The organism is Kitasatospora sp. HPM-01-4, assembly GCF_051374625.1.
Lineage (GTDB): Bacteria > Actinomycetota > Actinomycetes > Streptomycetales > Streptomycetaceae > Kitasatospora.
In genome coordinates, this window is sequence record NZ_JBPQGP010000005.1 from 7,987,413 (window position 1) to 8,009,268 (window position 21,856).

The 21,856-nt window shown below is 66.6% G+C and carries 16 protein-coding genes; 2 read left to right on the forward strand and 14 right to left on the reverse strand.

The genetic code is table 11. The annotated features are described in order from the left end of the window. Position 1: 1 nt before the first annotated feature. From ACSMTC_RS34535 to ACSMTC_RS34550, 4 genes are all read right to left on the reverse strand, one after another. Positions 2–754 (reverse strand): ABC transporter ATP-binding protein, encoded by a 753-nt coding sequence (locus ACSMTC_RS34535; protein ID WP_436564895.1) that lies wholly within the window; start codon positions 752–754, stop codon positions 2–4. Between the two features lie 205 nt (positions 755–959). Then, a complete protein-coding gene (locus tag ACSMTC_RS34540) occupies positions 960–2,258 on the reverse strand; it encodes a sensor histidine kinase (protein WP_436564896.1) in 1,299 nt (432 codons plus the stop codon). Continuing rightward, positions 2,255–2,932: a two-component system response regulator CseB gene (cseB, locus tag ACSMTC_RS34545; protein WP_436564897.1), complete on the reverse strand. Its 678-nt coding sequence runs from the start codon at positions 2,930–2,932 to the stop codon at positions 2,255–2,257. Before cseB ends, ACSMTC_RS34540 begins: the two co-directional genes overlap by 4 nt. Before the next feature lie 392 nt (positions 2,933–3,324). Next, complete coding sequence (locus ACSMTC_RS34550) at positions 3,325–4,314, reverse strand: helix-turn-helix transcriptional regulator (RefSeq protein WP_436563677.1); 990 nt, start codon at positions 4,312–4,314, stop codon at positions 3,325–3,327. Positions 4,315–4,408: 94 nt separating this feature from the next. On the opposite strand from ACSMTC_RS34550, the gene ACSMTC_RS34555 reads away from it, so the two are divergent. Beyond that, complete coding sequence (locus ACSMTC_RS34555) at positions 4,409–4,807, forward strand: VOC family protein (protein WP_436563678.1); 399 nt, start codon at positions 4,409–4,411, stop codon at positions 4,805–4,807. Positions 4,808–5,064: 257 nt separating this feature from the next. Here ACSMTC_RS34555 and ACSMTC_RS34560 read toward each other — a convergent pair whose 3' ends face one another. Then, positions 5,065–5,586, reverse strand: coding sequence for an AAA family ATPase (locus ACSMTC_RS34560; RefSeq protein WP_436563679.1), 522 nt, complete (start codon positions 5,584–5,586; stop codon positions 5,065–5,067). Positions 5,587–5,995: 409 nt separating this feature from the next. Beyond that, complete coding sequence (locus ACSMTC_RS34565) at positions 5,996–6,637, reverse strand: hypothetical protein (protein ID WP_436563680.1); 642 nt, start codon at positions 6,635–6,637, stop codon at positions 5,996–5,998. A 370-nt stretch (positions 6,638–7,007) separates the two neighbouring features. Between ACSMTC_RS34565 and ACSMTC_RS34570 the strand changes: the two genes are divergently transcribed. Beyond that, positions 7,008–8,723 carry an IS1634 family transposase gene (locus ACSMTC_RS34570; protein WP_436561280.1) on the forward strand — a complete coding sequence of 572 codons (1,716 nt, stop codon included), beginning with the start codon at positions 7,008–7,010 and terminating at the stop codon, positions 8,721–8,723. 97 nt (positions 8,724–8,820) lie between these two features. On the opposite strand, the gene ACSMTC_RS34575 is transcribed toward ACSMTC_RS34570, so the two are convergent. The 8 genes from ACSMTC_RS34575 to ACSMTC_RS34610 all read right to left on the reverse strand — a co-directional run bounded on the left by ACSMTC_RS34575 (position 8,821) and on the right by ACSMTC_RS34610 (position 21,232). Next, complete coding sequence (locus tag ACSMTC_RS34575; protein WP_436563681.1) at positions 8,821–9,861, reverse strand: TniQ family protein; 1,041 nt, start codon at positions 9,859–9,861, stop codon at positions 8,821–8,823. After that, positions 9,861–11,132 carry an AAA family ATPase gene (locus tag ACSMTC_RS34580; protein ID WP_436563682.1) on the reverse strand — a complete coding sequence of 424 codons (1,272 nt, stop codon included), beginning with the start codon at positions 11,130–11,132 and terminating at the stop codon, positions 9,861–9,863. Before ACSMTC_RS34580 ends, ACSMTC_RS34575 begins: the two co-directional genes overlap by 1 nt. Next, positions 11,129–13,384 carry a transposase gene (locus ACSMTC_RS34585; RefSeq protein WP_436563683.1) on the reverse strand — a complete coding sequence of 752 codons (2,256 nt, stop codon included), beginning with the start codon at positions 13,382–13,384 and terminating at the stop codon, positions 11,129–11,131. The genes ACSMTC_RS34580 and ACSMTC_RS34585 overlap by 4 nt, the downstream gene beginning before the upstream one ends. Continuing rightward, the gene (locus ACSMTC_RS34590) at positions 13,381–14,217 is read right to left on the reverse strand and encodes a TnsA-like heteromeric transposase endonuclease subunit (protein WP_436563684.1); all 837 of its coding nucleotides are present in this window, start codon (positions 14,215–14,217) and stop codon (positions 13,381–13,383) included. The genes ACSMTC_RS34585 and ACSMTC_RS34590 overlap by 4 nt, the downstream gene beginning before the upstream one ends. Before the next feature lie 156 nt (positions 14,218–14,373). Continuing rightward, a complete protein-coding gene (locus ACSMTC_RS34595; protein WP_436563685.1) occupies positions 14,374–16,011 on the reverse strand; it encodes a UvrD-helicase domain-containing protein in 1,638 nt (545 codons plus the stop codon). Next, positions 15,999–18,002 carry an ATP-dependent nuclease gene (locus ACSMTC_RS34600; RefSeq protein ID WP_436563686.1) on the reverse strand — a complete coding sequence of 668 codons (2,004 nt, stop codon included), beginning with the start codon at positions 18,000–18,002 and terminating at the stop codon, positions 15,999–16,001. The genes ACSMTC_RS34595 and ACSMTC_RS34600 overlap by 13 nt, the downstream gene beginning before the upstream one ends. Positions 18,003–18,201: 199 nt before the next feature. Further along, positions 18,202–18,426, reverse strand: a complete 225-nt coding sequence (locus ACSMTC_RS34605) for a hypothetical protein (RefSeq protein ID WP_436563687.1) — start codon at positions 18,424–18,426, stop codon at positions 18,202–18,204. Between the two features lie 112 nt (positions 18,427–18,538). Continuing rightward, positions 18,539–21,232 carry an ATP-dependent DNA helicase gene (locus tag ACSMTC_RS34610; protein ID WP_436563688.1) on the reverse strand — a complete coding sequence of 898 codons (2,694 nt, stop codon included), beginning with the start codon at positions 21,230–21,232 and terminating at the stop codon, positions 18,539–18,541. Positions 21,233–21,856 lie beyond the last annotated feature (624 nt).

The window sequence follows — 21,856 nt, forward strand, 5'->3', positions numbered from 1 at the left end:
GTCAGCGGGTGGTGGCGCGGGCGTCGAAGCTCTGCATCACGGCCAGCACCCGGTCGGGGGAGGGGCGCACCATCTCGTCGACCAGGCGGCCGTCGGAGAGGAAGACCGCGCGGTCGGCGAACGCCGCGGCGACGGGGTCGTGGGTGACCATGACCACGGTCTGGCCCAGTTCGCGGACGGAGTCGCGCAGGAAGCCGAGGACCTCCGTCCCCGCGCGGGAGTCGAGGTTGCCGGTGGGCTCGTCGGCGAAGACGACCGCTGGCCGCCCGGCCAGGGCACGGGCGACGGCGACACGCTGCTGCTGCCCGCCGGACAGCTGCGCGGGCCGGTGGCCGAGGCGCTCGGTGAGGCCGACCATGGCGACCACGCGGTCCAGCCAGCGCTGGTCGGGGCCGCGCCCGGCGATGGCGAGCGGCAGGGTGATGTTCTCCAGCGCGGTGAGGGTCGGCAGGAGGTTGAACGCCTGGAAGACGAAGCCGATCCGGTCCCGGCGCAGCCGGGTGAGCTGCCGGTCGTCGAGCGTGCCGAGCTCGGTGGTGCCGATGCGCACCGAGCCGGAGGTGGGCGTGTCGAGCCCGGCGGCGCAGTGCAGCAGGGTGGACTTGCCGCAGCCGGACGGGCCCATGATCGCGGTGAACTCGGCCTCCCGGAAGCCGATGCTCACCCCGTCCAGGGCGGTGACGCGGGTGTCGCCGGCGCCGTAGACCTTCGTCAGGTCGGTGGCGGCGGCCGCGATCCCGGGGGCGGGGCTCAGGGCAAGGGGGTCGACTGTCACGGGGGCTCCTCTTCGGTGCGGGGAACTGCACGTCGAAGGGTGTCCGGGGAACGTATCGGGGCCCCGGCCGCTGTGTATCGGCGGCCGCTCCGGTTCGTATCGGTTCAGCGGCCGCGCGGTCGGCCCGCCGTCGGTCGGGTAGCCGCCGTCGGTCGGGTAGCCGCCGTCGGTCGAGTGGCTGCCGTCAGTCCAGCGGCAGGGACAGGGTGGCGACGGCGCCACCGTCCGCGGCGTTGTCCAGACGCAGTTCGGCGCCGAGGAGCCGGGCCTGGCCGAAGGCGATGGTCAGCCCGAGGCCGTGGCCCGAGCCGCGCTCCCGGGCGCCCGTGTGGAAGCGGCGCGGGCCGTGGAGCAGCAGGTCGGCCGGGAAGCCGGGGCCGTGGTCGCGCACGACGACCGTCCGTCCGGCGACGGCGACGGTGACCGGGGCGGCGCCGTGGCGGTGGGCGTTGACGACGAGGTTGCCGACGATGCGTTCCAGCCGGCGAGGGTCGGTCTCCACGAGGACGGCGCCCTCTCCTTCGACCGCACCGTCCCCTTCAGCCGGGCCGTGCCTTTCGACGGTGACCTCGGTGTCGAAGCCCGTACGCGCGACCGCCTCCGCGACGACGGCGCCGAGCGGCACCCGGGCGCGGACCGGTTGTTCGGCGCCGGCGTCGAGACGCGAGATCTCCAGCAGGTCCTCGACCAGGCCGCGCAGGTCGCGCACGCGGGCGCGGAGCAGGTCCTCCGTCTCGCCGGGCGGCAGCAGGTCGACGGCGGCGATCAGGCCGCCGACGGGGGTTCGCAGCTCGTGGGCCACGTCCGCGGTGAACTGCCGCTCGGCGCGCAGGCGTCGGCCGAGACTGTCGGCCATGAGGTCGACGGCGGCGGCGATGTCGGCCACCTCGTCGCGGCCCTTGGTCGGCCCGGTGCGGGCGTCGAGGTCCCCGGCGGAGATCCGGCCCGCGGTCTCGAAGACTCGCCGAAGCCGCCGGCTGAGCAGCCCGGCCCCGTACACCGCGAGGGGCACGGCTGCCCCGAGTGCGACCAGCGAGGCCACCGTCACGGTCGCGTCGAGGCGGCCCAGGGTGTGGAGCTCGGGGCTCATGTTGACCTGGACGGCGAGCACCGGGCTGCCCGGCCCCGCGGTGCGCTGGGCGCCCCAGACGCTCGGCCCGAGGTTCCCGTGGACGCTCCCGTCGTAGGCCGTGTGCCGGTCGTCGTCGGCCGGAGCGCGCAGCGCGGCCGGAAGTCCGGGCGGGTCGAGCGCGGCGCCGTCCACGAGCGCGCCGGTGCGGCGGTAGACGTCCATGGCCGAGTAGACGGTGTTGAAGGCCTGGGCGGCGGCGCGGCTGCGGATGTCCCGGGCGGTCCACAGGTGCACCAGCACTCCGACCGCCGCCGCGACCAGGCAGGCGGTGAGGGCGGCCAGCGCGGCGATCTTCCACCGCAGTGACGTACGGCCCGTCCGCGTCCGGCGAAGCGGTCGCACCGGGCTCAGCGCCTGAGCTTGTAGCCGAAGCCGCGGACCGTCTCGATCCGGTCCCGGCCCAGCTTCCGGCGCAGCCGCTGCACGCAGAGGTCGACGACCCGGCTGTCGCCGTCCCAGCCGTAGTCCCAGACGTCCCGCAGCAGGGTGTGCCGCTCCAGCACGACGCCCGGGCGGGCGGCGAACTCGAGGAGCACCTTCAGCTCCGTCGGGGTCAGTGCCACGGGCTCGCCGGCGACGGACACCTCCATGCCGGCGGTGTCGATGACGAGGTCCCCGAAGGTGAGGACCTCCTCGGCGTGGGCGGCCGGTTCCGGCCCCGGGAGCGGTGCGTACGTCGCCCGCCGCAGCAGCGAGCGGATGCGCGCGACGAGCACGAACGTGTCGACGGGCTTGACCACGTAGTCGTCCGCCCCGGCCTCCAGCCCCGCCACGACGTCGAGTCCGTCACCGCGCGCGGACATCATCAGCACGGGCACCAGGCTGCTCTCCCGCACCCTGCGGCACAGCCCGATCCCGTCGAGCCCGGGCAGCATCACGTCCAGGATCAGCAGGTCGAAGCTCCCGTCCCGGAACAGCTCCAGCCCCGTGAGCCCGTCGGCCGCGGCCGTCATCTCGTACCCGTACCGTCCGAGCGCGACGGTGAACGACCGCCGCATCAGCTCGTCGTCCTCCACCAGCAGCACGCGGACCGGACGGAGGTCGGACACGGGCGGTTGGCTCCTCTTCGGACGGTCGCCGGGACGGGGCAGGACGTGAAGGGACGATACAGCAGACATCGGACATCTCTGCCGTGCCACCGACATCGACGCCCGATCAAGCGCTCCCTGATACACGACGGATACAGAGCCCTGTACGGGAGGCAGGCCGGGCGGCGCCCTGCTCCTTGATACCGCCGACCGGTGGCGGGCCCCGGAACCTGGCGGGTGATGCCGACGAGGGCCGGTCTGTTTCAACCGGAGGCTGTAGTCGCAAATGTGTGGCTCAGCGCGCTCCATGTCGTTGACAGCGCTACTCGACGTGCGGTTCTTGGGTGAGACAACTGTCGCTGAATCGGCGAGGTGTCCGGACAGCGACGTCAGGCTTGGCGGGCAGAGGCGGCGAGCCGGTCGGCGAGCGCGATGACGAGGTCCCGGAGTTCGTCCGGTCGCTCGATGACGAACGGCCGGTCGAGCGAGGCGAGGACGGGAGGCAACCAGTCGAGCCGCTCTGCTCTCAACTCGACGTGGAGCCAACGCTCGGTGTGCGGATCCGTTCCTTCCGCGGGTGCGGGTTCCTCCACGCTCGCGACGCTGGCGGGGAGCCGGGTGCGGATCTGTTCGACCGTCCCATGGATCCGCAGGGTCACTTCGTGCCGGTACGCGGCCTTGGCGAGCCCTGACAGGACGCGCTGTGCCGGATCGAGTCCAGCGGGAGGCTCGAATGAGCCTGGCAGCGCCCTCGCGTCCGCGATGCGATCGAGCCGGAAGGTCCGGTCCTGGCCGATCTCGGGATCGGCTCCCGTGACGTACCACCGGCCCGTATGGGTGACGATCCCGTACGGGTGCAGCGTGCGTTCGCTTCGTCGGCCGTCTCGGGTGGTGTACCTGATCGAGATCGGGCGGCGATGGCGTACCGCATCGGCGACGGCGAGCAGGACCCCTGTCTCCGGGGTGGCCGACTCGCCAGGTGGAGCCGTGAAGGCGAGGGATTCCATGACGGCGTCGAGCCGGCGGGCCAGACGCTCGGGCAGTGCCCGGCGGATCTTGGCCGCTGCCGTCTCGCCCGCGGTCTCGGTCGCCGTCAGCAACCCCGTCCTGCGGCCGGCGACGAGGCCGAGCAGCACGGCGAGCGCCTCGTCGTCGTTGAGCATGAGCGGAGGCAGGCGGTACCCGGGGGCGAGCCGGTACCCGCCGTAGCGGCCGCGGACGGCCTCGACGGGGATGTCGAGGTCGACCAGGTGGTCCACGTACCGCCGTACGGTGCGCCCGTCGACGCCGAGCCGGTCGGCGAGTTCGGCCACCGTTCTGATGCCGCCCGACTGCAGGAGTTCCAGGAGGGTGAGTACGCGGCTGGTAGGTCGAGCCATGTCCCTGAGCCTAGCGTTGATACCGGACCGATTCTGTCCACTATTTGCTCTAGCGTCCGAGGTGCAACGGCTTCACCAACCTGAGGAGAGCACCATGGACTTCGTCTCGACCCGGATCATCACCGGCGACATCGCGCGCCTCGTCGACTTCTACGAGCGAGCCACCGGAGTGCGGGCGGACTGGTCCACCGAGGACTTCGCCGAACTGCGGACCGCCGGCGCGACCCTCGCGATCGGCAGCATCCGCACCGTGGCACTGTTCGCGCCCGGCTCCGCCCGTCCGGCCGACAACAACAGTGTGATCATCGAATTCCTCGTCGCCGACGTGGACGGCGTGTACCGGAACCTGACCGATGTCGTCGCCGACTTCGTGACCGAGCCCACCACGATGCCCTGGGGCAACCGCTCGCTCCTGCTCCGCGACCCCGACGGCAACCTCGTCAACTTCTTCACCCCCGTCACGCCGGCGGCCATCGAGAAGTTCGCTCGCTGACGACAGCGCGGCCGCCTGGGCGGGGGCCGGTCCAGGCGGCACGTTCCCTACGGACCAGATCATCTGGGACGCCGAGCGAACCGGACCGGATCACTTGAGACCGGGACCGGATCGACCGGGACGGGACGACCGGCGAGGCTCGGCGAGCTGGTGGCTTCTGGTCCGTGGGACACGCCTGTCGGCACCGGGTGGTCACGCTTCTCGCGACCGACCGCGAGCTGTCACCACCTGCGCCTGTTGCGCACGGCGGGTGGACCTCAGCTCTTGACGGCCTCTGCGATCCGCAGGGCGGCCTGGGCGGGCGTGAGGTGCGTGGTGTCGACGACCTCGGCCTCGCCGTGTAGCCAGGTGCGGGCCGCCTCGGCGTAGGGCTCAAGGTATTCGAGACGGAACGGGGAGGGGCCGAGGAGAGTGTCCCCCTCGATCCGCCCGCGGAGCGTGTCCTGGTCGGCGTGGAGAACGAAGTGCCTTACCGGGATGTCATGTTGGGCGAGTCCCTCGCTGATCTCGCGCCAGTACTGCTCGACCAGGACGGTCATGGGAATCACCAGAGTGCCGCCGGTGTAGTCGAGCACGCGGCGGGCGGTCTCGACTACGAGCTGCCGCCACGGCGGCCAGTGCTGGAAGTTGTCCGTCCTGGGCAGCCCCGGCGTGATGTCCATGAGTGTCTCGCCGACCTTCTCGGCGTCGAACACCCGTGAATCCGGGATCAGCGGCTGCACGAGTGCACTGGTCGTCGTCTTGCCTGCGCCGTGGGTGCCGTTGAGCCATACGATCATGGAGCCCGATGTTAGCGCTGCGCGCGCCACGGGAACGGGTGCGGCGGCAATCCGGTGCGACGGCTTCGGCGTCTCCCGGGGTGGTGTCACCCACCGAGGTCAGGTGGCACCTGTCTCGAGAAGTCGCACGTCCCCGCCCGATGCCGGCTGCAACTCTCGTGGCCGGGTTCCGACCAAGGCGTCACGTCTCAAGTCACTCACCGCGGCGGGGATGGTGAGCCGCCGACTGTCACCTCCAGCCGCTACCCACCCCTTCCAGTCACAAGTCCTGTGACTGGAAGTCGTAGTTGGCGGGCGGGTCTGCGGTTAGTGCAGGTGGCTGTGTCAGCTGGAGGTGGTGGTTGGCGGTTTCTGGAAGCGATAGTTGGCGGTCGTCACGGACATCGATTACGGAGAGTGGGACGATCGTTCAGTTGAGGGTTGCGTCGATCTGCTGTGTTAGCTGCAAGGTGTAGTCGTCGAGGGCTTCCCGCAGCGCCGTCCAGAAGGGGTCGCCTGTGGGCTCGTGGATCTGCTTGAGGACGTTGTGCTGAGGCAGGCCGGAGTAGAGCGCTTGGGGGCTGGGGGCGAGCGGGGGGTTGAAGCAGGGGGCGAGCTCCCAATCGCTGCCTGTGATGGCGGTCCAGATGTGGGCGGATGCCCCCAGATGGACGTCGCTGGCGGGATCCGTCGAGTGGTCTTCGGCAGCGGCTGGCAACCGATCCAGAATGGCCTGCCAGTCGTCGGACCGGAGGTACCAGAGCGCGAGGTGGAGACGGCGGCAGTGATAGTTGACGGGCTCGGGGGTGTGGGCGATATGTCGGGCGAGGACTTTGAAGGCCTCGGCGAAGTCCACGGGGTGTTGCTGTTGGATGTGGTGTCGATCCGTGGTGAACAGCCAGGTGTTGGGGGTGTGGACCCAGGAGGCGGGAATCCCCAGGAACCTCGCCGCCTCCGGGAAAGATTCGCCGGTTGAGGCCCGGATCAGATGGACGGCCGCCGTGCGACGAAACCTCTCATTGACTGAGTCCTGCCAGGACTCCTTGGCGCCGTGGTCGAACAGGATGCGCATCCAACTGCCTGGCAGGCGTTGAGGGATGTGCTCAGGCAGGTAACCACGTTGGGCGGCCGGGAGCGGGGTGTTGGCGAAGGGCTTGGGCACCCGCTTTCTGGGAGGTCGAGGGATGTGGTTGGCGGCGGCGTGCTCGACGTCGAGTCGGATCGTGGGGGAGCATTGCTCCCTCAAGCGGGTCCATGTCTGTCCCCAATTGCTGATCGACTGAGGCCCGGGTTCGACGTAATTCGCGGGTTCTAGAGGGTCTCCGGGGTTGAACGTGCAGGTCATCGGGCTGCGGTGGGTGCTGGCGCCCGAGAATGCCTAGAGACGCGACTTTTCTGATTCTCCTGCGCTGGCCTGCTGCTTCGGCCTATCGTCTGGAGTCGTGTACGTGAAGACGACGAAGCGGGAGAACAAGTCCGGGACGGTCCGGTACCTGCACCTAGCCCACAACGAGTGGGACCCGGTGAAGGGGCGGGCGGTGCCGAAGGTGCTGTTCACCTTCGGCCGCGAGGACGACCTGGACCGCGACGCGGTCAAGCGCCTGGTCGCGTCTCTATCGAGGCTGCTGGAGCCGGGGGACACCCTGGCCGCGACCGCCGCCTCCGACCTGGAGTTCGTCTCCTCGGTGCCGTTCGGCGGCGCCTACGTACTCGACCACCTCTGGCGCCGACTGCGGATCGATCAAATCGTGGGCCGAGTCGGGCAGCCCAAGCGGGGTCGCCGCCGGGACATGGCCGCGACCGAGCGGGTGCTGTTCGCCCTTGTCGCCAACCGCGCGCTGGCCCCGTCCTCGAAGCTCGCAGCCGCGGACTGGATCACGAACGACGTGCACATCGACGGCCTGGCCGATGCCGGCGAACAGACCTGCTACCGGGCGATGGACTGGCTGCACGAGGTCAAGGACGACCTGGAGAAGCAGGTGTTCGACGAGGTCGCGAACCTGCTGAACCTGGAGGTGGACCTGCTGTTCTTCGACACCACCAGCACCTACTTCGAGCTGGAGGAGCCCGACGAGCCGGTCGCCCGCGACAACGCCGGCCGCAGGCTGGAGGGCGACGGCCAGGCAGGCGGCGACGCGAAGCCGGTCGGGTTCCGGACCTACGGCAAGTCGAAGGACTCCCGCGACGACCTGCCGCAGATCGTCATCGGCATGGCCGTCACCCGCGACGGCATCCCGGTGCGCTGCTGGTGCTGGCCGGGCAACGCCTCCGACCAGACCCTGATCCGGCAGGTCAAGGACGAGATGCGGGACTGGACCCTCTCCAAGATCGTGTGGGTGGCCGACCGCGGATTCTCCTCCGCCGAGAACCGCCGCTACCTGCGCAAGGGCGACCACGCCTACATCATCGGCGAGAAGCTCCGCTCCGGGAGCCCCGAGGTGCAGGCCGCCCTGTCCCGGCAGGGCCGCTACCAGGACGTCGGCGAGAACATGCGCGTCAAGGAAGTGCGGATATCCGACACCGACCGGTTCGTGATCTGCCACAACCCTGAAGCGGCCGAGCGTGACCGGCACATGCGCGAACAACTCGTCGCCCAACTTGCCGACTTGATCGCCGACACCGACAAGCTCAGCGACTTCAAGCGGGGCGAACTGCGCGGCAGGATCGCCGACAAGCCCGGCCTGAACCGCTACCTTCGCGCCACCCCGGCCGGCAAGCTCCGCATCGACCAGGCGAAGATCAAGGCTGAGGAGAACCTCGACGGGAAGTACCTCCTGCGCTGCTCGGACCCTCACCTGAGCGCCGAGGACATCGCGCTCGGCTACAAGCAACTGCTGGAAGTCGAGCGCGGCTGGCGCGACATGAAGCAGATCATCGACCTGCGGCCCGTCTACCACCGACTCGAAGAACGCATCCGAGCCCACGTCGTCCTGTGCTGGCTCGCTCTCCTGCTGATCAGGATCACCGAGACCACCACCGGCGACACCTGGCCGCACATCCGACGCGAGCTCGACCGCCTCCACCTGGGCACCTTCACCGGCCCCACCGGAACGTTCCAGCAGGTCACCGCCCTGACGAAGCCTCAGCGGGACCTGCTCGCGAAGCTGCAGATCCCCGTCCCCAAGCAGGTCGTCGCGCTTCAGCCCGCAACCCGCTGACCAGCAGAAACGCGACCGCCTAGAGAAACGCCCTCCAGGCGGTCACAAGCACGTCCGCCCAGGTCAGACCCCGGATTCGCCACTCCAGGCTGCCGAATTATGTCGAACCCGGGTGAGGTACAGCCGCCGAGAGGAGATGGTCGAGGTTCTGCTGAAAGATGGCGCGAGGCTGCCCCAGGAGGGCGCCGGCCATGGCGAGCAGAGCCGCGGTGGGCTCGGCGTCGAGCGGTGGGGTGTCCCATCGAACGTCGGTTTTGATGGTGTCTCGGCGGTCCAGCAGGGACTCCAGACCCAATGGAATGTCGAAGGGCGCGTGGACGGCAGCACGTGGCCAGGTTCCGGCGACGATTGCCGCCATGACCTGCATGTCGCTGATCGCAGCCGCTGCGGTCGGCTCGGTCCCTGGCGCCATGAGGCGGAGGATCTTCGCCTGCAGCGATGCAAGCTCGCGAGTGAGCGGGCGGGCGGTGACGGTGTCCAGGTGCCCACCGCAGGGTTGGGTGTTCTTCGCGGCGAGGACGCCGTTGCGGCACCGAGCCGGGTGTAGGGCCGCTGCCCCGACCGCTGACAAGAGCAGGCGCCGGCTGCCCCAGCCGTGATTGCTGAACGGGGGCTTGTGGCAGGCGGGGCATAGATGTTCCAGCAGGACGCCGTGTTCCAAGCAGGCGAAGACGGCCGCGAGTCGCCAGTGCAGCCTCCAGGGCCCGCCATGGCAGTTCTGGATGTCGGTGCTGTCGCCAGCCAGACACCGAGGGCAGTACCGGCTCGAGGTCAGTAGGAGCCAGGGCGGGATCATCAGGCTGGCGTACTGGTTGCCGCCGGGCCGCTTCAGGGCCTCGGTGACAGCGGGATCGCGGCCGGTGAACTGCCGCAGAGTCAGCCCCTGAGCCTCTTCAGGAGTAAGCCGCGTGAGGCGGGTGAAGGTCTCCAGGGGCCCCGGTTGCAACATCAACAGGTGCCTCACCGGAGCGCTGTTCGACGGATTCGCGGTGTTCGTCAGGCCGGCCAGACGCATGAGTCGGCCCGGCGCCTGATCGAGGCGGTGGGACAGCCGCAGGATGAAGCCGGGCAAACTCTCATCGGGCAGCGGGACGAGACTTCGCGGCAGCGGGTGCGGTCCGGCCGGCGTGGATGCCATCAGAGTGTCGCCTCGGCGGTGCGAGGGCCGCCGTCATCGAAGACGGTGTTGCGCGCCCGTTTACTGAGGGCGGGCCTGCGGCTTGCTGCCGCAACGGGCGCGACGGCATCGATCACGGGGATCTCGCCGGCGTCCGGGTCTCGGCCGGGGTCGTCGAGGCTAAGGACGATCTCGTCCAGCAACTCCTCGTCCAGAAACTCGCGTTCGCTGTCGATGGCTTCCTGGGCACCGTCCTCGATCAGACGGGTCAGCAGGCCGACGACTCCACCGGTGCGACGCATCAGATATTCGGGCATGGTGCCCTCGGTGAGCATCCCGGGTCTCGCGTCGAACAGCCGCAGGCTGTCCTCGATGCCAGCGAGGTGGTTCTGGAAGGCCTGGATCTGATTGGGGGTGGTGCAGCGGAAGCGATCGAGGTCGACCATGTCGAATCGCCGCTCGGTCTGGGTGGGTTCCAGGCCGAACGTACGGGCGCGCTTGGAAGGCGGCATGACCCACTGTCGGTGACGGGAATCCCACTTCGTTTCCCGCAGCAGGCCGGATCCGGGGATGTCGACACCGACCAGGACCAGGGTGAGGTTCATGCTCATGAACGCCCGGATGAGGTCGAGGACGTCCTGGTCGTCCGCGCGGTGCATCCGTAGGCGGGTGATGTCATCCAGGATCAGCGCCTGAACCCCGTGGTCCTTCGCCGACTCGGCGACCTGCCGAACCAGCTGCGGCAGCGTCAGGCCTTTCGTGGGGGCACCGAAGAAGTCCAGGACCGCCTGGCAGGTACTCTTCGGTTTCGCTGTCACCGGGGTCTGGACGTAGGCGATAGGGGCATGCAGGTCCCGAGTCCCGGGCATGGCACGCGGGTTGACGTGGGCGTGCAGGTCCAGCCACCGGTCCTCGAAAGAGGCGGCGACCTCACACGTGGTCTCCGTCTTGCCGTGGTAGCCCAGGCCGTTGACCATCACCCCGGAGAGCGTCGAGGAGTTCCGCTTCCAGGCGTTGTTGCTGATCCTGCGGTTCACCAGGCGCGAGACCTTCAGCGACATCGGCGTCTCCTGCAAGGGCAGATTCACGTGGGTCGCGGTGCGGTGCATGTCGTGCAGAGCCCGGTCCCGCGGGCTCATCGTTCGCCACTGGTCGATCGTGATCACGGGCGCCGGCACGAACCTGTGCCGTGTTGTGCGGTATTGCTGCCAGCCCTCGAAGGTGTCCCTGCGGAGCGGCTTGTTCTCCAGCAGGTCGGCGAGGACCTTGGCTGAGCTGGGGCCGCCCGTCACGCGTTCTCCCTGGTCACATCGGTGTCGCTGTCGTCGTCAGGCAGCAGGAACAGGTTCCGTCGTCGTAGGGAGTCGCCGAGGCGGGGCGGCGGTGTCGGTCGGCCCGTGACGGCGGCTTCGCGCCGGCGGCGCCGTTCGGCGTCGACCGCCGCCTGGACGCCCGCAGCCTCACGCGGCCAGGGAACCACCTTCGCTCCTGGCTGCGGCGCGGGTTCCCCGGCAGGTTCAGGCGAGGGCGGCCGAGGCCGGTCCGCGGCGGCCTGCGCCGCCTGGGCGGCCCGGCGGGAGCGTGCGGTCTTCTCCCGCTTGGTCATCTGCGAAGGCCAGCTGGCGACCGGGATCACCGAGCCGAGGAGGTTCAGCAGCACCGGCAGCAGTTCGGCGTCTGTGAGCGGTTTCAGCCCCCGACGGCGAACCTCGCCGAGCAGGGCCTGGGCGTTGACATCGGAGAACGCCGGGACCTCGCCCTCGGGCGGGAGCCCGGTCCAGCGCAGGACGTGCCAGACCTCCGGGTCGTCCGGATCCTGGAAGAACACCTGGCGCCGATCTCTTCGGTCACTGCGGACCACCCACCGGCCCTTGTGCCGGCCGCCGCGCGGCGACGGACCACGGAAGCGTTCCTCCTCCAGCACCGGGTCGTAGTAGAAGAGCCCGAGGATCTTCACCCCCCGGTGCGGGTGGATCTTGACGTGGTGGGACCGCAGGACCTTGTAGTAGAGCTCCGGGCCTGGGACCTCCAGGTCGAGGCCGCCTTGCTGGACGACGGCCGCGAACAGCGAGTTCGGGCTGTGCTTCTCGCCCGGTGCCCAACTCGGCGCGTACTCGCCCAGCTCCCGCCGCTGCCAGATCCGAACGACCCAGGTCGCGATCAGGTGTTCCATCTGTTCGATCGTCAGTACCGCGTCCGCCTCGGGGTCGGCGCCGCGGTCGGCGACATCGGTGCCGGTGAAGCCGAGCAGGTGCTCCAGCAGCAGCGTTTTGATGGAGGAGAACGCCCGCTCGACGGCGGACTTGTCGTGAGCCCGTAGCGTGCGCGCCGGCAGGATCGTGCAGCCCAGCGCGTTTTCGGCGGCGACGATCTGGTGGTTCTTGTAGGAGCTGCCATGATCGGTGGTGACCGTCTCCGGTGCGAAGAACGGTAGCGCGGCGACCCGGTGGCCGGCGAACTCGGCGACCAGCGAGGCGGGGGCGCCAGGGTAGGGCCACTCCATGTCCTCGCCCCAGCCCTCGCGCATCGGCAGCGGCATCATCACGTCCCGCAGTAGCATTGCGATGTCCACCGACGTGTCCGACACCAGCGTGAGCCGGAATGCGACGATCGAGTGCGTGTAGAGGTCCAGCGCGAGCGAGAGCACGACGGATACCGGCTCGCCGAAGACGTGTTCGCGGACCTTCACCGGCAGCGGTGTCGAGTCCAGCGCAACCACCTGGCCCGGCCGGTGGACCACCACCCGCCGACCGGCCTCGGCGATCTCGGCGGTGCGGACGTAGCGCTGCCGGGAGCCGTCCGGCCCGAACCACTCCCGCCAGACTTGTGTCAGCGTCTTGCGCCCCGGGACGTCCTCGCTGGGGAAGTCGGGAAACGTCTCGTGGACGTACTGACACATCAGCCGGTGCCGGGCCATCATGCTCATCCGTGACCGGCGCAGGAACTCCGCCCGGACCGCGAAGATGGCCTCCCGGATCTCCTCCGTCACCGTCGGATGCCCGCCGCCCCGCCGCGTCCACCGGCCGTCCGCGCAGGCCAGCACTACGTCCTCACTAGGCTCCCGGCCGCCCAGGCGCTCCAGCGTCCGGAAGCTCAGGCACTCGAGCCCCAGCCGCCGCGCCTCCCCGGGCGGCATCTCCTTAACCTCCCGGGCCTTGGCCCGTCGACGCTCTTTGAGCAGGGTCGTCGCCGGGTCGAAGCCCGCCCTCGGCTCATGCGGCAGAGCCCGCTCCGCGCTCCCGCCGCGGAAGCCCGTCTCCGCCTCCAGCAGGTGCTCCGCCCGCAGTCGAGCCCGCGCCAGTTGATCCTCGGTGAGGTCGGACAGCACCACCGGCTGCCGCGCGGCCGTTGGACCGTCCACCACCATCGACACCCGCAGACCGGGGTGGTTCACCAGCCAGCGAAGCGATCTTCGTTCGCGCTTGCCGCTCGGCCCCGCCAGGATGATCCGCCCCAGATGTGGCTCGACCTCCTCGACCGTCCAGTCGACATCGCCCAACCGCAGCCCGGCCCCTGGTGCGACCAGCACAGCGCCCCTGCTCACGACCGCCCCCGGGTGGCTGCCCCTCCGAGCCAGACCAGCGAGCTGTCCTGCAACGGTGATCCGAGATCCACTCCCAGCCGCCGATGCCAGAGCAGGTGGACCGCCTCGACTCGGGCCAGCGCCGGCCACTCGGTCGAACCCACCAACTCCGCAAAGGAGCGGGGGCGTTCGACGGCCGCAGCCAGGAGCTGCGACTGCAGCCCCAGCGGGTCCGTGCGAGGCCGACGTCGGGCCGACAGCGCGTCCAGCACCCCCTGGACGTGGTGTCGCCAGCCGCCGACCACGGTGTAGCGCCAGCCCGCCGCGGCAGCGACCTCCCGCGTAGCGGCGAACTTCACCGCATCCTCGTCCTGGACCAACTCCGCCGGCCGGACGTCGAACAGCCAGTTGCCGTCCGGCATGAGCGCCAGAAAGTCCGGGATGTGCGCCGAGCGGCCGCTTGTGTGCTCGAAGTCCAGGCGGAACGGCTGCGGCAGCACCTCCCGGGCCCGCACGAAGTCCAGCCCCCGCAGCAGGGCCCGCTCCTCCAGCGACTCGAAGCCGTGCTTTCTGCCGGTCGAGACCATCGGCTCCAGCCCAGGCCGATTCCGCTGCCGGGCTCGCCAGGTGAACCGGCGGACCGGCTGTGAATCCAGTACCGGCACGCTCTCCAGATCCCGCACCGGCCAGACGACCTGGCTGCCGTCGATCAACCAGGTCGTCGACCAGCGTCGTGGCCAAGAGGGGGCGAGCACCAAGTTCTGGCGGAAGTCGGCATCGCCCGTGAACGGTGTGACCAGCTCCGCCAGATCACACACATCGGAACGGAGCTCACTCCCGGTCGTCGCACTCATGCGGCAAGGACACCACTTATGCCAGAGCGGCGCGCTGGAGATCCCCGAAAGAGGACGTCGATCCGATGATGGTCATCCCAACGAGTGAACGATGCTGGCGGCGCGCGACTTATAGCGGCCAGTGTTGACGTGAGCTGGCAGCCCCTCGGGTATGGCTCAGCGATGGATAGTGCCTGAAGCAAACCAGTCGTGGAGCGTGGATTCTGCCCCGTCTGGGAGATCGCTGATGAATACCACTGCCAGGCCGCGCTGGGCCCGCGAGCAGCAAACGTAGAACAGGTTGCGAGAGCGCTCGGTACGGTCGGGTTTGTCGGTGCCGGCGAGCATCTTGCCGATGCTGTACCTGTTCCAGGCGAGGTCGTCGATCACCACGACGACGTTCTCGAATTCGTCGCCCTTCACACCGTGTTGGGTAGAGAACGGCGTCAGTTCATCTATGAAGTGAGTGACGCTGATGAGTTCCCGGTAGGACACGTCACGGATGTTGTTCGAGAAGTCCGCTCGTCGCTGGCCACGCTCATCCAAGTCTTCTGCGGTTCTTCGGCGTTCGAGGTCTTTGAGCTTTCCAGGCATGGCGAGGAGGTGGCCGTCGGCCATGAGGTCGAGCACGTCGCCGATGGTGCCGGTCGTGCGTACAGCGTCGAGCTCACGGATGGCCCCGCTGATAGCGCGCTTGTGGGCGTGGCGGGTGATCCGTGTCCGTCCCTCGTCCAGCAGGTCGGTCAGCCCGGCGAGGTCGTGGTTGCGGAAGGCGGCGCACATGGCTTCGACGCGCGTGAGGTACTGGATGTAGGGCTCCTCGCGGGCCATGAGGTCGTCGGGGCCGTAACGGCCCAGTTGCCGGTACCGCTCGAGGAGGTTGGCGTACTCCAGCGTGCCTGCGATCCCACGGTGGGTGAGTAGCAGGTACTTGCTGTTCTCCCGTGCCCAGCCGTTCCGGGCGAGCGTTGCTTCGGCAGCGGTGAGTCGTTCTGGACCGGCCGGGATGCCGCTGTTGAGAAACAGATGAACCTCACCTGTCTGCTGTGTGCCGACCGCATCCTGGATGAGCCCAGGCCGCATCCGGTTCAGCACCTCGACGACGGGAGGCGAGCACCGGTGGTTCTCGTGCTTGGTGATCTCGGTGAGCAGGTCGGGTCGTTTCACCGCTCCGACGCCGGACTCGTAGATCTTCTGCATGGAGTCGCCGAAGAGTCCGATCACGCATTTCTCTGGGCCCGCAGCCGCCAGGTGGTCCAGCAGGAGCTGCATCGTCTTGGGCGAGGTGTCCTGGTACTCGTCAACGAAGATGACCGGGTACTTGCTGGTGATGATCCGTATGAGCTTGGGATGGGCCTTGACGAGCCCGTGCGAGAGCGCGATGACGTCGTCGTGGGAGATGCGCCCCTCACTCAGCCTGCGCCCGCGGTCGGAATACTCGATGGCGGGGGGCGTGGGGACCTCGTCCAGGTCTTCAGGTTTGTTCAAGTCCTTGTTGTACTTGAGGATCTGCTGCCAGAGCTCGCGCTGGTAGGGCTGGATTGCGCTCCAGAGGAATTCATGGATGGTTCCTACATCGACGAGGGGGTCCGCGGCGATGCGTTCGATAATCTTCCTTTTGGCTCCGTTTGTGTACGTGATGCAGGCGATGCGACGGCCGTGCGCCTCGAGGTCTGCGCGTTGGCGTGTCAGCAGGTGCTGAAGGGCGCGAACCAGGGTGGTCGTTTTGCCGGCGCCGGCCCCTGCTTCGACGAGGAAGCTACGCCGAGCCTCCAACTCCACTGCGACGGTTTCGAGGGTTTCTAGGCGAGCCATTGCAGTCCCTCCGCGATGTAGCGGGGCACGGCCCAGTCGTTGAGGAGCATGACGTCAAAGGCGAAGTCGGTCTTGTGATCGCTGAGACGCTGGGCGATGTCGTAGGCCTTGGCTTCGATGTCGTTGGGAGTGGGGTCGGCGCCGGCCTCCTTGACGAAAGCGGCCTTGAGAGCGAGTTGGCGGTAGTTGCGGGCGAGGAGTTCTGCGTTGGCGATGATGAAGGCGTCCTCGAAGCTCCGTGCGCAGGTTCCCGACTCTCGCTCGGGGATCTGATAGGCGACGCGGACGTGTCCCTGTTCCTTGCCATCCGGGGCGACGGCGAGAAGTTCGGCGACGCTGGACTTCGCGGGTAGCCAGTTCTTGAGCGTTGAGTTCGCGGTGACCGTTTGCCCGTTACCAGGCGGGCATGCAACGCGATGCCTGGAGCAAACGGAGTCGATGTCGGTGATGACGAGAGTCTTGACGTTCAAGAAGGCGAGCAGCTCTCGGAATCGGACTGCGTAGGCGTCGCCGACCTCGATGACTGACACGTACTGGTGTAGCAGCTCCTTCGCGCTCCGCTTCGCCATTTCGGGCAGGAGCAAGCGTTCTGCCGTGCCCTCAATTAGGATCACCTTGTCGGCGAAGAACATGTCGCACCGGTGCAGGACCATGTACTGGCGCAGGAAGCGCAGGGTCTCGTCGCCCTGCGGCGTGGCCTTGACGTTGGCCTGGAATGTCGACAGGTCTTTGACCGTCAGCTGCGGCTCGGAACGGTCGAAGTAGCGCACGGTGTGGAAGCCGCTGCTGGCGACGATATGGGAGGAGTGCGTGGTGATGACCACCTGCACCTTCCATCCCGTCTTGCGGTCGATGAAGTCCTGGATGTTCTTGATAAACGTCTCCTGCATCTGAGGATGCAGATGGGCTTCTGGTTCCTCGATGAACAGCACCTGTAGCGCCGGCCTGGGCGTGGTGCGTTCGTAGGTCTGGTGGAAGCTGATGACCTGGAGGATCGTGAAGATCAGCTTGCTGTAGCCAAGTCCGTTGTGACCCTCGGGGAGGTGGAAGTCCTCGTCCCCGGACGGGTATTGGATGCGGGTGCTCCCGCGGAGGATTCCTGAGGCCTCGATGAGGGAGACGATGCGTGGTTTCTGAACCGGCGTGATGGTACCGACCCCGAACGAGCGCAGGTCCTCGAAGATCGGGTCGAACAGGGTGGCGTAGTTGTCATCGAGCTGCTTCGAGGCAGACGCCAGGGCGGTCTCGATCTGCTCGATGCTCTGGTGACGGTCTTCTCGCACGCTGTTGACCTTGTAGTAGGTCTCGAACGTCTTCGACAAAGTGCGGGCTTTGTCGCTCGGCGTGTCGTCCATCTTCGTCTGCGCGTAGACGAACTTGACCGACAGGATGGACTCCGCGACACCGCGTTTGATGTCCCTGCGGACGCTTTCGTCCAGGAGGCTGACCGCTCTATATGTTGGGGTGAAGTAGTCCGAGAAGTTCTTGCGGAGCCACTTGACGCGGTCGAACTGTGCTCGCTGGCTGGCCGTCCAAAAGGCCGTAAGGAAGTCATGGGGACGGGCAGCCTCCAGCGCCGCCGCGATCTTGACCTGAAAGCAGGCGTCGTCCAGGTCGAGGATCACACCCGCAAGGGGAGCGAGATCGTCCTCCTCCGTGTAGTCGATCGTGAGGACCAAACGGATTGCCGGGACAAGGGCATAGGCCTTGGCCAACAGGTCCTCGCTCGTCGCAGTGTCACCCCGGGCAGCGTGCGCCTGGGCCTCGGCGAAGATCTGCCGCGCCTGCTCGATGTCTGCGATCCGACCGGTGGAGAAGTCCTCCAGGACGAACCTCGTGTCTTCCTCGCCGAAGAACTTCTCGAAGAGGTTGACGAACGAAGTCTTGCCGCTGTTGTTGCGCCCGACGATGAGGGTGGCCTTCGGATCAACCCGGACGTCCACCCGCTCCAAGGCACGAAAGTTGATCACTTCGGCATGGGTCAGCTGCATCGCACTCCCGACATCGTCCCCAACCCCAGGTCTCGGAGCGCCACGGACGTGCCGTTGCCGAGGGTCAGAGCGTACTCCGAACCTGCCGATCAACGTGGGTCGTTGATCCGATGCCAGCTCGCTGGCTCGGCACTGCCTCTGGTCGCAGGCTGACCTCCGTGGCTCACAACCGTCTCCACCGGCCCACTTGAGCCGCTCGTCATGGTGTAAGCGCCAACGGCAGCAACTGCTTTTGGAGCAAGCAGCAGCTCATCTGCGACGGCGACGGCAGCCCTCTCAAGGTGATCACCGCTGCGATGAACGTCAACGACGTCACCCAGACTGTGGGCCCGGCCGACAATGTCCCGCCGGCCGTAGACGCCTGGATGCCCTGCGCGGCGACAACGGCGACGACAACGAAGCCGTCCACCGGGAGCTGCGACACATCGGCATCCTGCCCAGGATCTCCCGACGCGGCCATCCCGACGTCCACTGCCTGTGCAAGCTCCGTTGCGTCATCGAGCAGACCGTCGACACCTCCGAGTCGACACAGCGGATCACGGTGCCTGCGTCAGTCCACGTCGACTTGAAAGCAGACCGACATCCTTCTTGTTGACACTCCGCTGCAAGCTGCCCAAGACGGCATGTTCGGTCTCAGGCGTCCAGAAGATCTGGAGATGCTCGCGCGCTCGGGTGATCGCCGTGTAGAAGATGTTGTGCGAGATGTCATCCTCGTTGGCGTCCGTGATCACGACCTTCACCGAGTCGTACTCAAGGCCCTGTGCCTTGTGGATGGATACTGCGTAGGCAACCTGGAACGGTACGGACCCGGTCGTCGATTCGTCATCGTCATCGCCGCTGCCACGCTCATAGACGTCGAACTGCACCGTGGAGTCATGGACGTACCGAAGTTGGACGCCATCAACGTCGAAGGCGGTCACCGGTCGATCGAGTGACACATCGAACTGGATCCGACCAGGGAACGCCTGGATCGCTACGATCTTGCCTTTCAGATTGTTGTAAATGACCGGCCTGAACCGATCAGTCTCATTGAACAGCACCGGGTCGCCGACCTTGTAGGTTGAAGCACCCCAAAGGGTCGCTGCACCAGGATTGGTGCTCTGGAGGAACCGGTTAACGTTGTTGATGCCGTACAGGCCATCGTAGTTCAGGCAGAGGATGATCTCGTCGTTCCGCTGTGCTGTGAACAGAGACTTATCCAGAACCGTAGAGTAGCTGTTGCGTGCCAGCGTCTCCGCGATGTCCTCCTTCAGCTCACGAACAGTCGACCATAGGTCCAAGAGATTCGCGTTCTTGGTCCTGAAAGGTGTCTCGAGTTCGAATACTGCGGTGCTCGGGATGAACGACCTGGAAAGCCCAAACCAGTTTCCGAACTGAATCGACTCAATCTGGAACACGTCCCCAACTAGCACGAGGAGCTTGAAGGACGTCCGCTCAAGCACCTTGAGCAGGTCGGAATTGCTGACTGTACTGCACTCATCGATAACCAAGACGTCGTAGTCGGTCGCGTCGTTGCGGCCGATGTGGCTGCTGATCGTGCGAAAGGTGGACTTCTGTGCATTGACTCGACGCTTGAGGTTGTCGACGGCCGGGTTCGTGTGAGCGAGGAAGAGCTTCTCGTTGCCGTTGAAATAGTTGGCAATGAGGCCGACCATCGTTGACTTGCCCGTGCCGGCGGCCCCGTAGATAAGTGCAACTTGCGAATCGGCGAAGAGCTTCTGGAGTGCCTGTACCTTAAGTGGGTCGTCGGAGACGGGGGGCGCCTGGGCAAGCCATTGCTTGACCGCAGCCTCATACCCAGCAATCCCTGTAGTCGCAAGCTGCTGGAGCTTGGCGATTATTTCGACGATGCCGTCCTCATAGCCCTTGATGAAGACGTGTCCCTTGTCCTTGAGCAGCTTCCGATCGGTGTGCTTGTAGTAGACCTTGCCGTTGTAGGTCGCTGCTAGCTGGTCTACGTCTCCGAGATCCTCCAGGTCCTTTGCCGGCGTATAGAGCATGCCGCGGTCTTCGACGTTGGTCTTCACGCGTCGAGCTAGGAGCTCATGAGTGCGACCGCTCGTGTCCAAGCTTTCGAGAAGGTCGGATATCCGGGGGTTATGCTTATACAAGGACGTACAGAAGGGCATGTCGTCGAACGGCTTGCATCCGTACTGCAGATGAAGGTTCGACAGAACGCCGCAGGCGGTCGGCGTGAACTGCCACTTAATGAGCTGGTTGTTCATTCGCAGCATGAGGTAGCGGAGCACGTTGGATCCGGCGGCCTTCGACTGGATCATCTGGCGCGCCATGTCAAGTACGGGGAAGATCTGGGGGCGATCCGACCGTCGCGTTGCCCAGGTCTTCACTTGCGAGTACTGATCATCTGTAGTGTCGACGAGGTCGAGCAGGCTCGATGAAGTTGTGGTCAGATACTGCGCCAGGTTGCGATACTCGGAACTGCTGGACGACACGGTGATGGACTGGCCGAAGATCCTTGCGAAGTTGTCGAACTCGCATGGGCGGATCGAAACCTCCCACTCGCGGATGATCGTGATCGGCATCGTCTGCCCGAGTACCTGAATCGAGTCGCTCGCAAGCGTTAGATTGGCAGCGTGCTTGTCAGTGATGTCGATGTCCGTGAAGCCGATGATGCGATCGAACTTACTGACCCTGTTAACGGCGTTGTAGAAGGTCACCTCGTAGAAGATGTGCCCGCCCGTGAAGAAGGGGCGCACTGCGTGGATGTAGTAGCGAGCCTTGGGAGCTTGGCCGAGCGGTAGCGAGCGCGAGGCCAGAAGCCGAGCCGAGATCTTCTCGTGGTACTCCCGAAGTGAGGGGTCAAGGTCCACGGGAAAGTCTTCCAGATTCGGAAGAATCTCGAGACTGAGCTGAGTATGAGCCAAGTCGCGGATTCGGTGCAGGTAGTCGTAGTACTTCAGCATCAGCCGTTCGGAAGGGTCGCCGCCCATCGTGTAGTGCGACGCGCTGATCTGAAGCAGCTTATGGAATCGTGTGAGGAAGTTGAGCTTGGCATTTGAACTCACGTGGTCCGCCGCAGGCCTGACGGAAGAGTACTGGAAGTCCACAGCCCCGCTGCCGGCGTGCACTCGCACCATCACTCCCTCGACCAGATTGCGGAGCTGGCTGAGGATGTTCTGTGCCAGCAGTGCTCGATCGTGCCCCAGGGACGTAATGTTCGAAGAGATCGTACTGGCGGCGCTGCGAATCTGTTCGTCTACAGTTCCCATGCTGTGGCCTCCGACTGTCCTCTATCCGCTTCCAAGTCGGCTGCGGCACTCCCATTTCCTCCAATGGAACCGAGGTCGAAGTGCCGCGCGGGGAAGTCGCTGAGCTTGTTCAACGCACTCTGCTCCCGCTCACCGTTGCCGCCGTCAGCCATGAAGCATCAGATGGGCGTAGGCGCCTTGATGTCTAGCCAGCTTCACCGGCAAGTGCTACAGCTTCCTATTCTGCCCCAGAAGCCCAACTGCCATCAAACGTCGCTGCTTTGGGTGGCCTCGTTGGCGTTGCCGTCGCGGATCGGTTGGTGCTTGCAGCTGCTCTTGCGGCGGTCGGCGGGGGACAGGCCGGTCGCAAGTCCGCACGTGGGAGGTGTCAAGGCGTGCGTGGTTCCCGGAATGATCTCCGACCGCGTGCAGCTCCGATGGGAGGTTCGGTGGAGCTCGTCGAAGACGCCTGCACCCCAGTCAGTGCTCCAGTCGGCGCCAGCGGGTCTGCATGGAGTCGAAGCTCAGCACTATGAGCGCTGGTTCCAAGGGGGCCCGCTGTAGTGCACGAACACTGCCCCTTGTAGACGCCGTCGCTCCGACACTGGCCGAGAGCTGGCTTGACGCATAGGTCGGGGTGGTAGT

What these genes read in the sequence shown, in the direction of transcription:
- ACSMTC_RS34550 (WP_436563677.1), bottom strand. Translation starts at nt 4,314, where the DNA reads ATGGCTCGACCTACCAGCCGCGTACTCACCCTCCTGGAACTCCTGCAG.
- ACSMTC_RS34555 (WP_436563678.1), top strand. Translation starts at nt 4,409, where the DNA reads ATGGACTTCGTCTCGACCCGGATCATCACCGGCGACATCGCGCGCCTC.
- ACSMTC_RS34560 (WP_436563679.1), bottom strand. Translation starts at nt 5,586, where the DNA reads ATGATCGTATGGCTCAACGGCACCCACGGCGCAGGCAAGACGACGACC.
- ACSMTC_RS34565 (WP_436563680.1), bottom strand. Translation starts at nt 6,637, where the DNA reads ATGCGCATCCTGTTCGACCACGGCGCCAAGGAGTCCTGGCAGGACTCA.
- ACSMTC_RS34575 (WP_436563681.1), bottom strand. Translation starts at nt 9,861, where the DNA reads ATGGCATCCACGCCGGCCGGACCGCACCCGCTGCCGCGAAGTCTCGTC.
- ACSMTC_RS34590 (WP_436563684.1), bottom strand. Translation starts at nt 14,217, where the DNA reads ATGAGTGCGACGACCGGGAGTGAGCTCCGTTCCGATGTGTGTGATCTG.
- ACSMTC_RS34595 (WP_436563685.1), bottom strand. Translation starts at nt 16,011, where the DNA reads ATGGCTCGCCTAGAAACCCTCGAAACCGTCGCAGTGGAGTTGGAGGCT.
- ACSMTC_RS34600 (WP_436563686.1), bottom strand. Translation starts at nt 18,002, where the DNA reads ATGCAGCTGACCCATGCCGAAGTGATCAACTTTCGTGCCTTGGAGCGG.
- ACSMTC_RS34610 (WP_436563688.1), bottom strand. Translation starts at nt 21,232, where the DNA reads ATGGGAACTGTAGACGAACAGATTCGCAGCGCCGCCAGTACGATCTCT.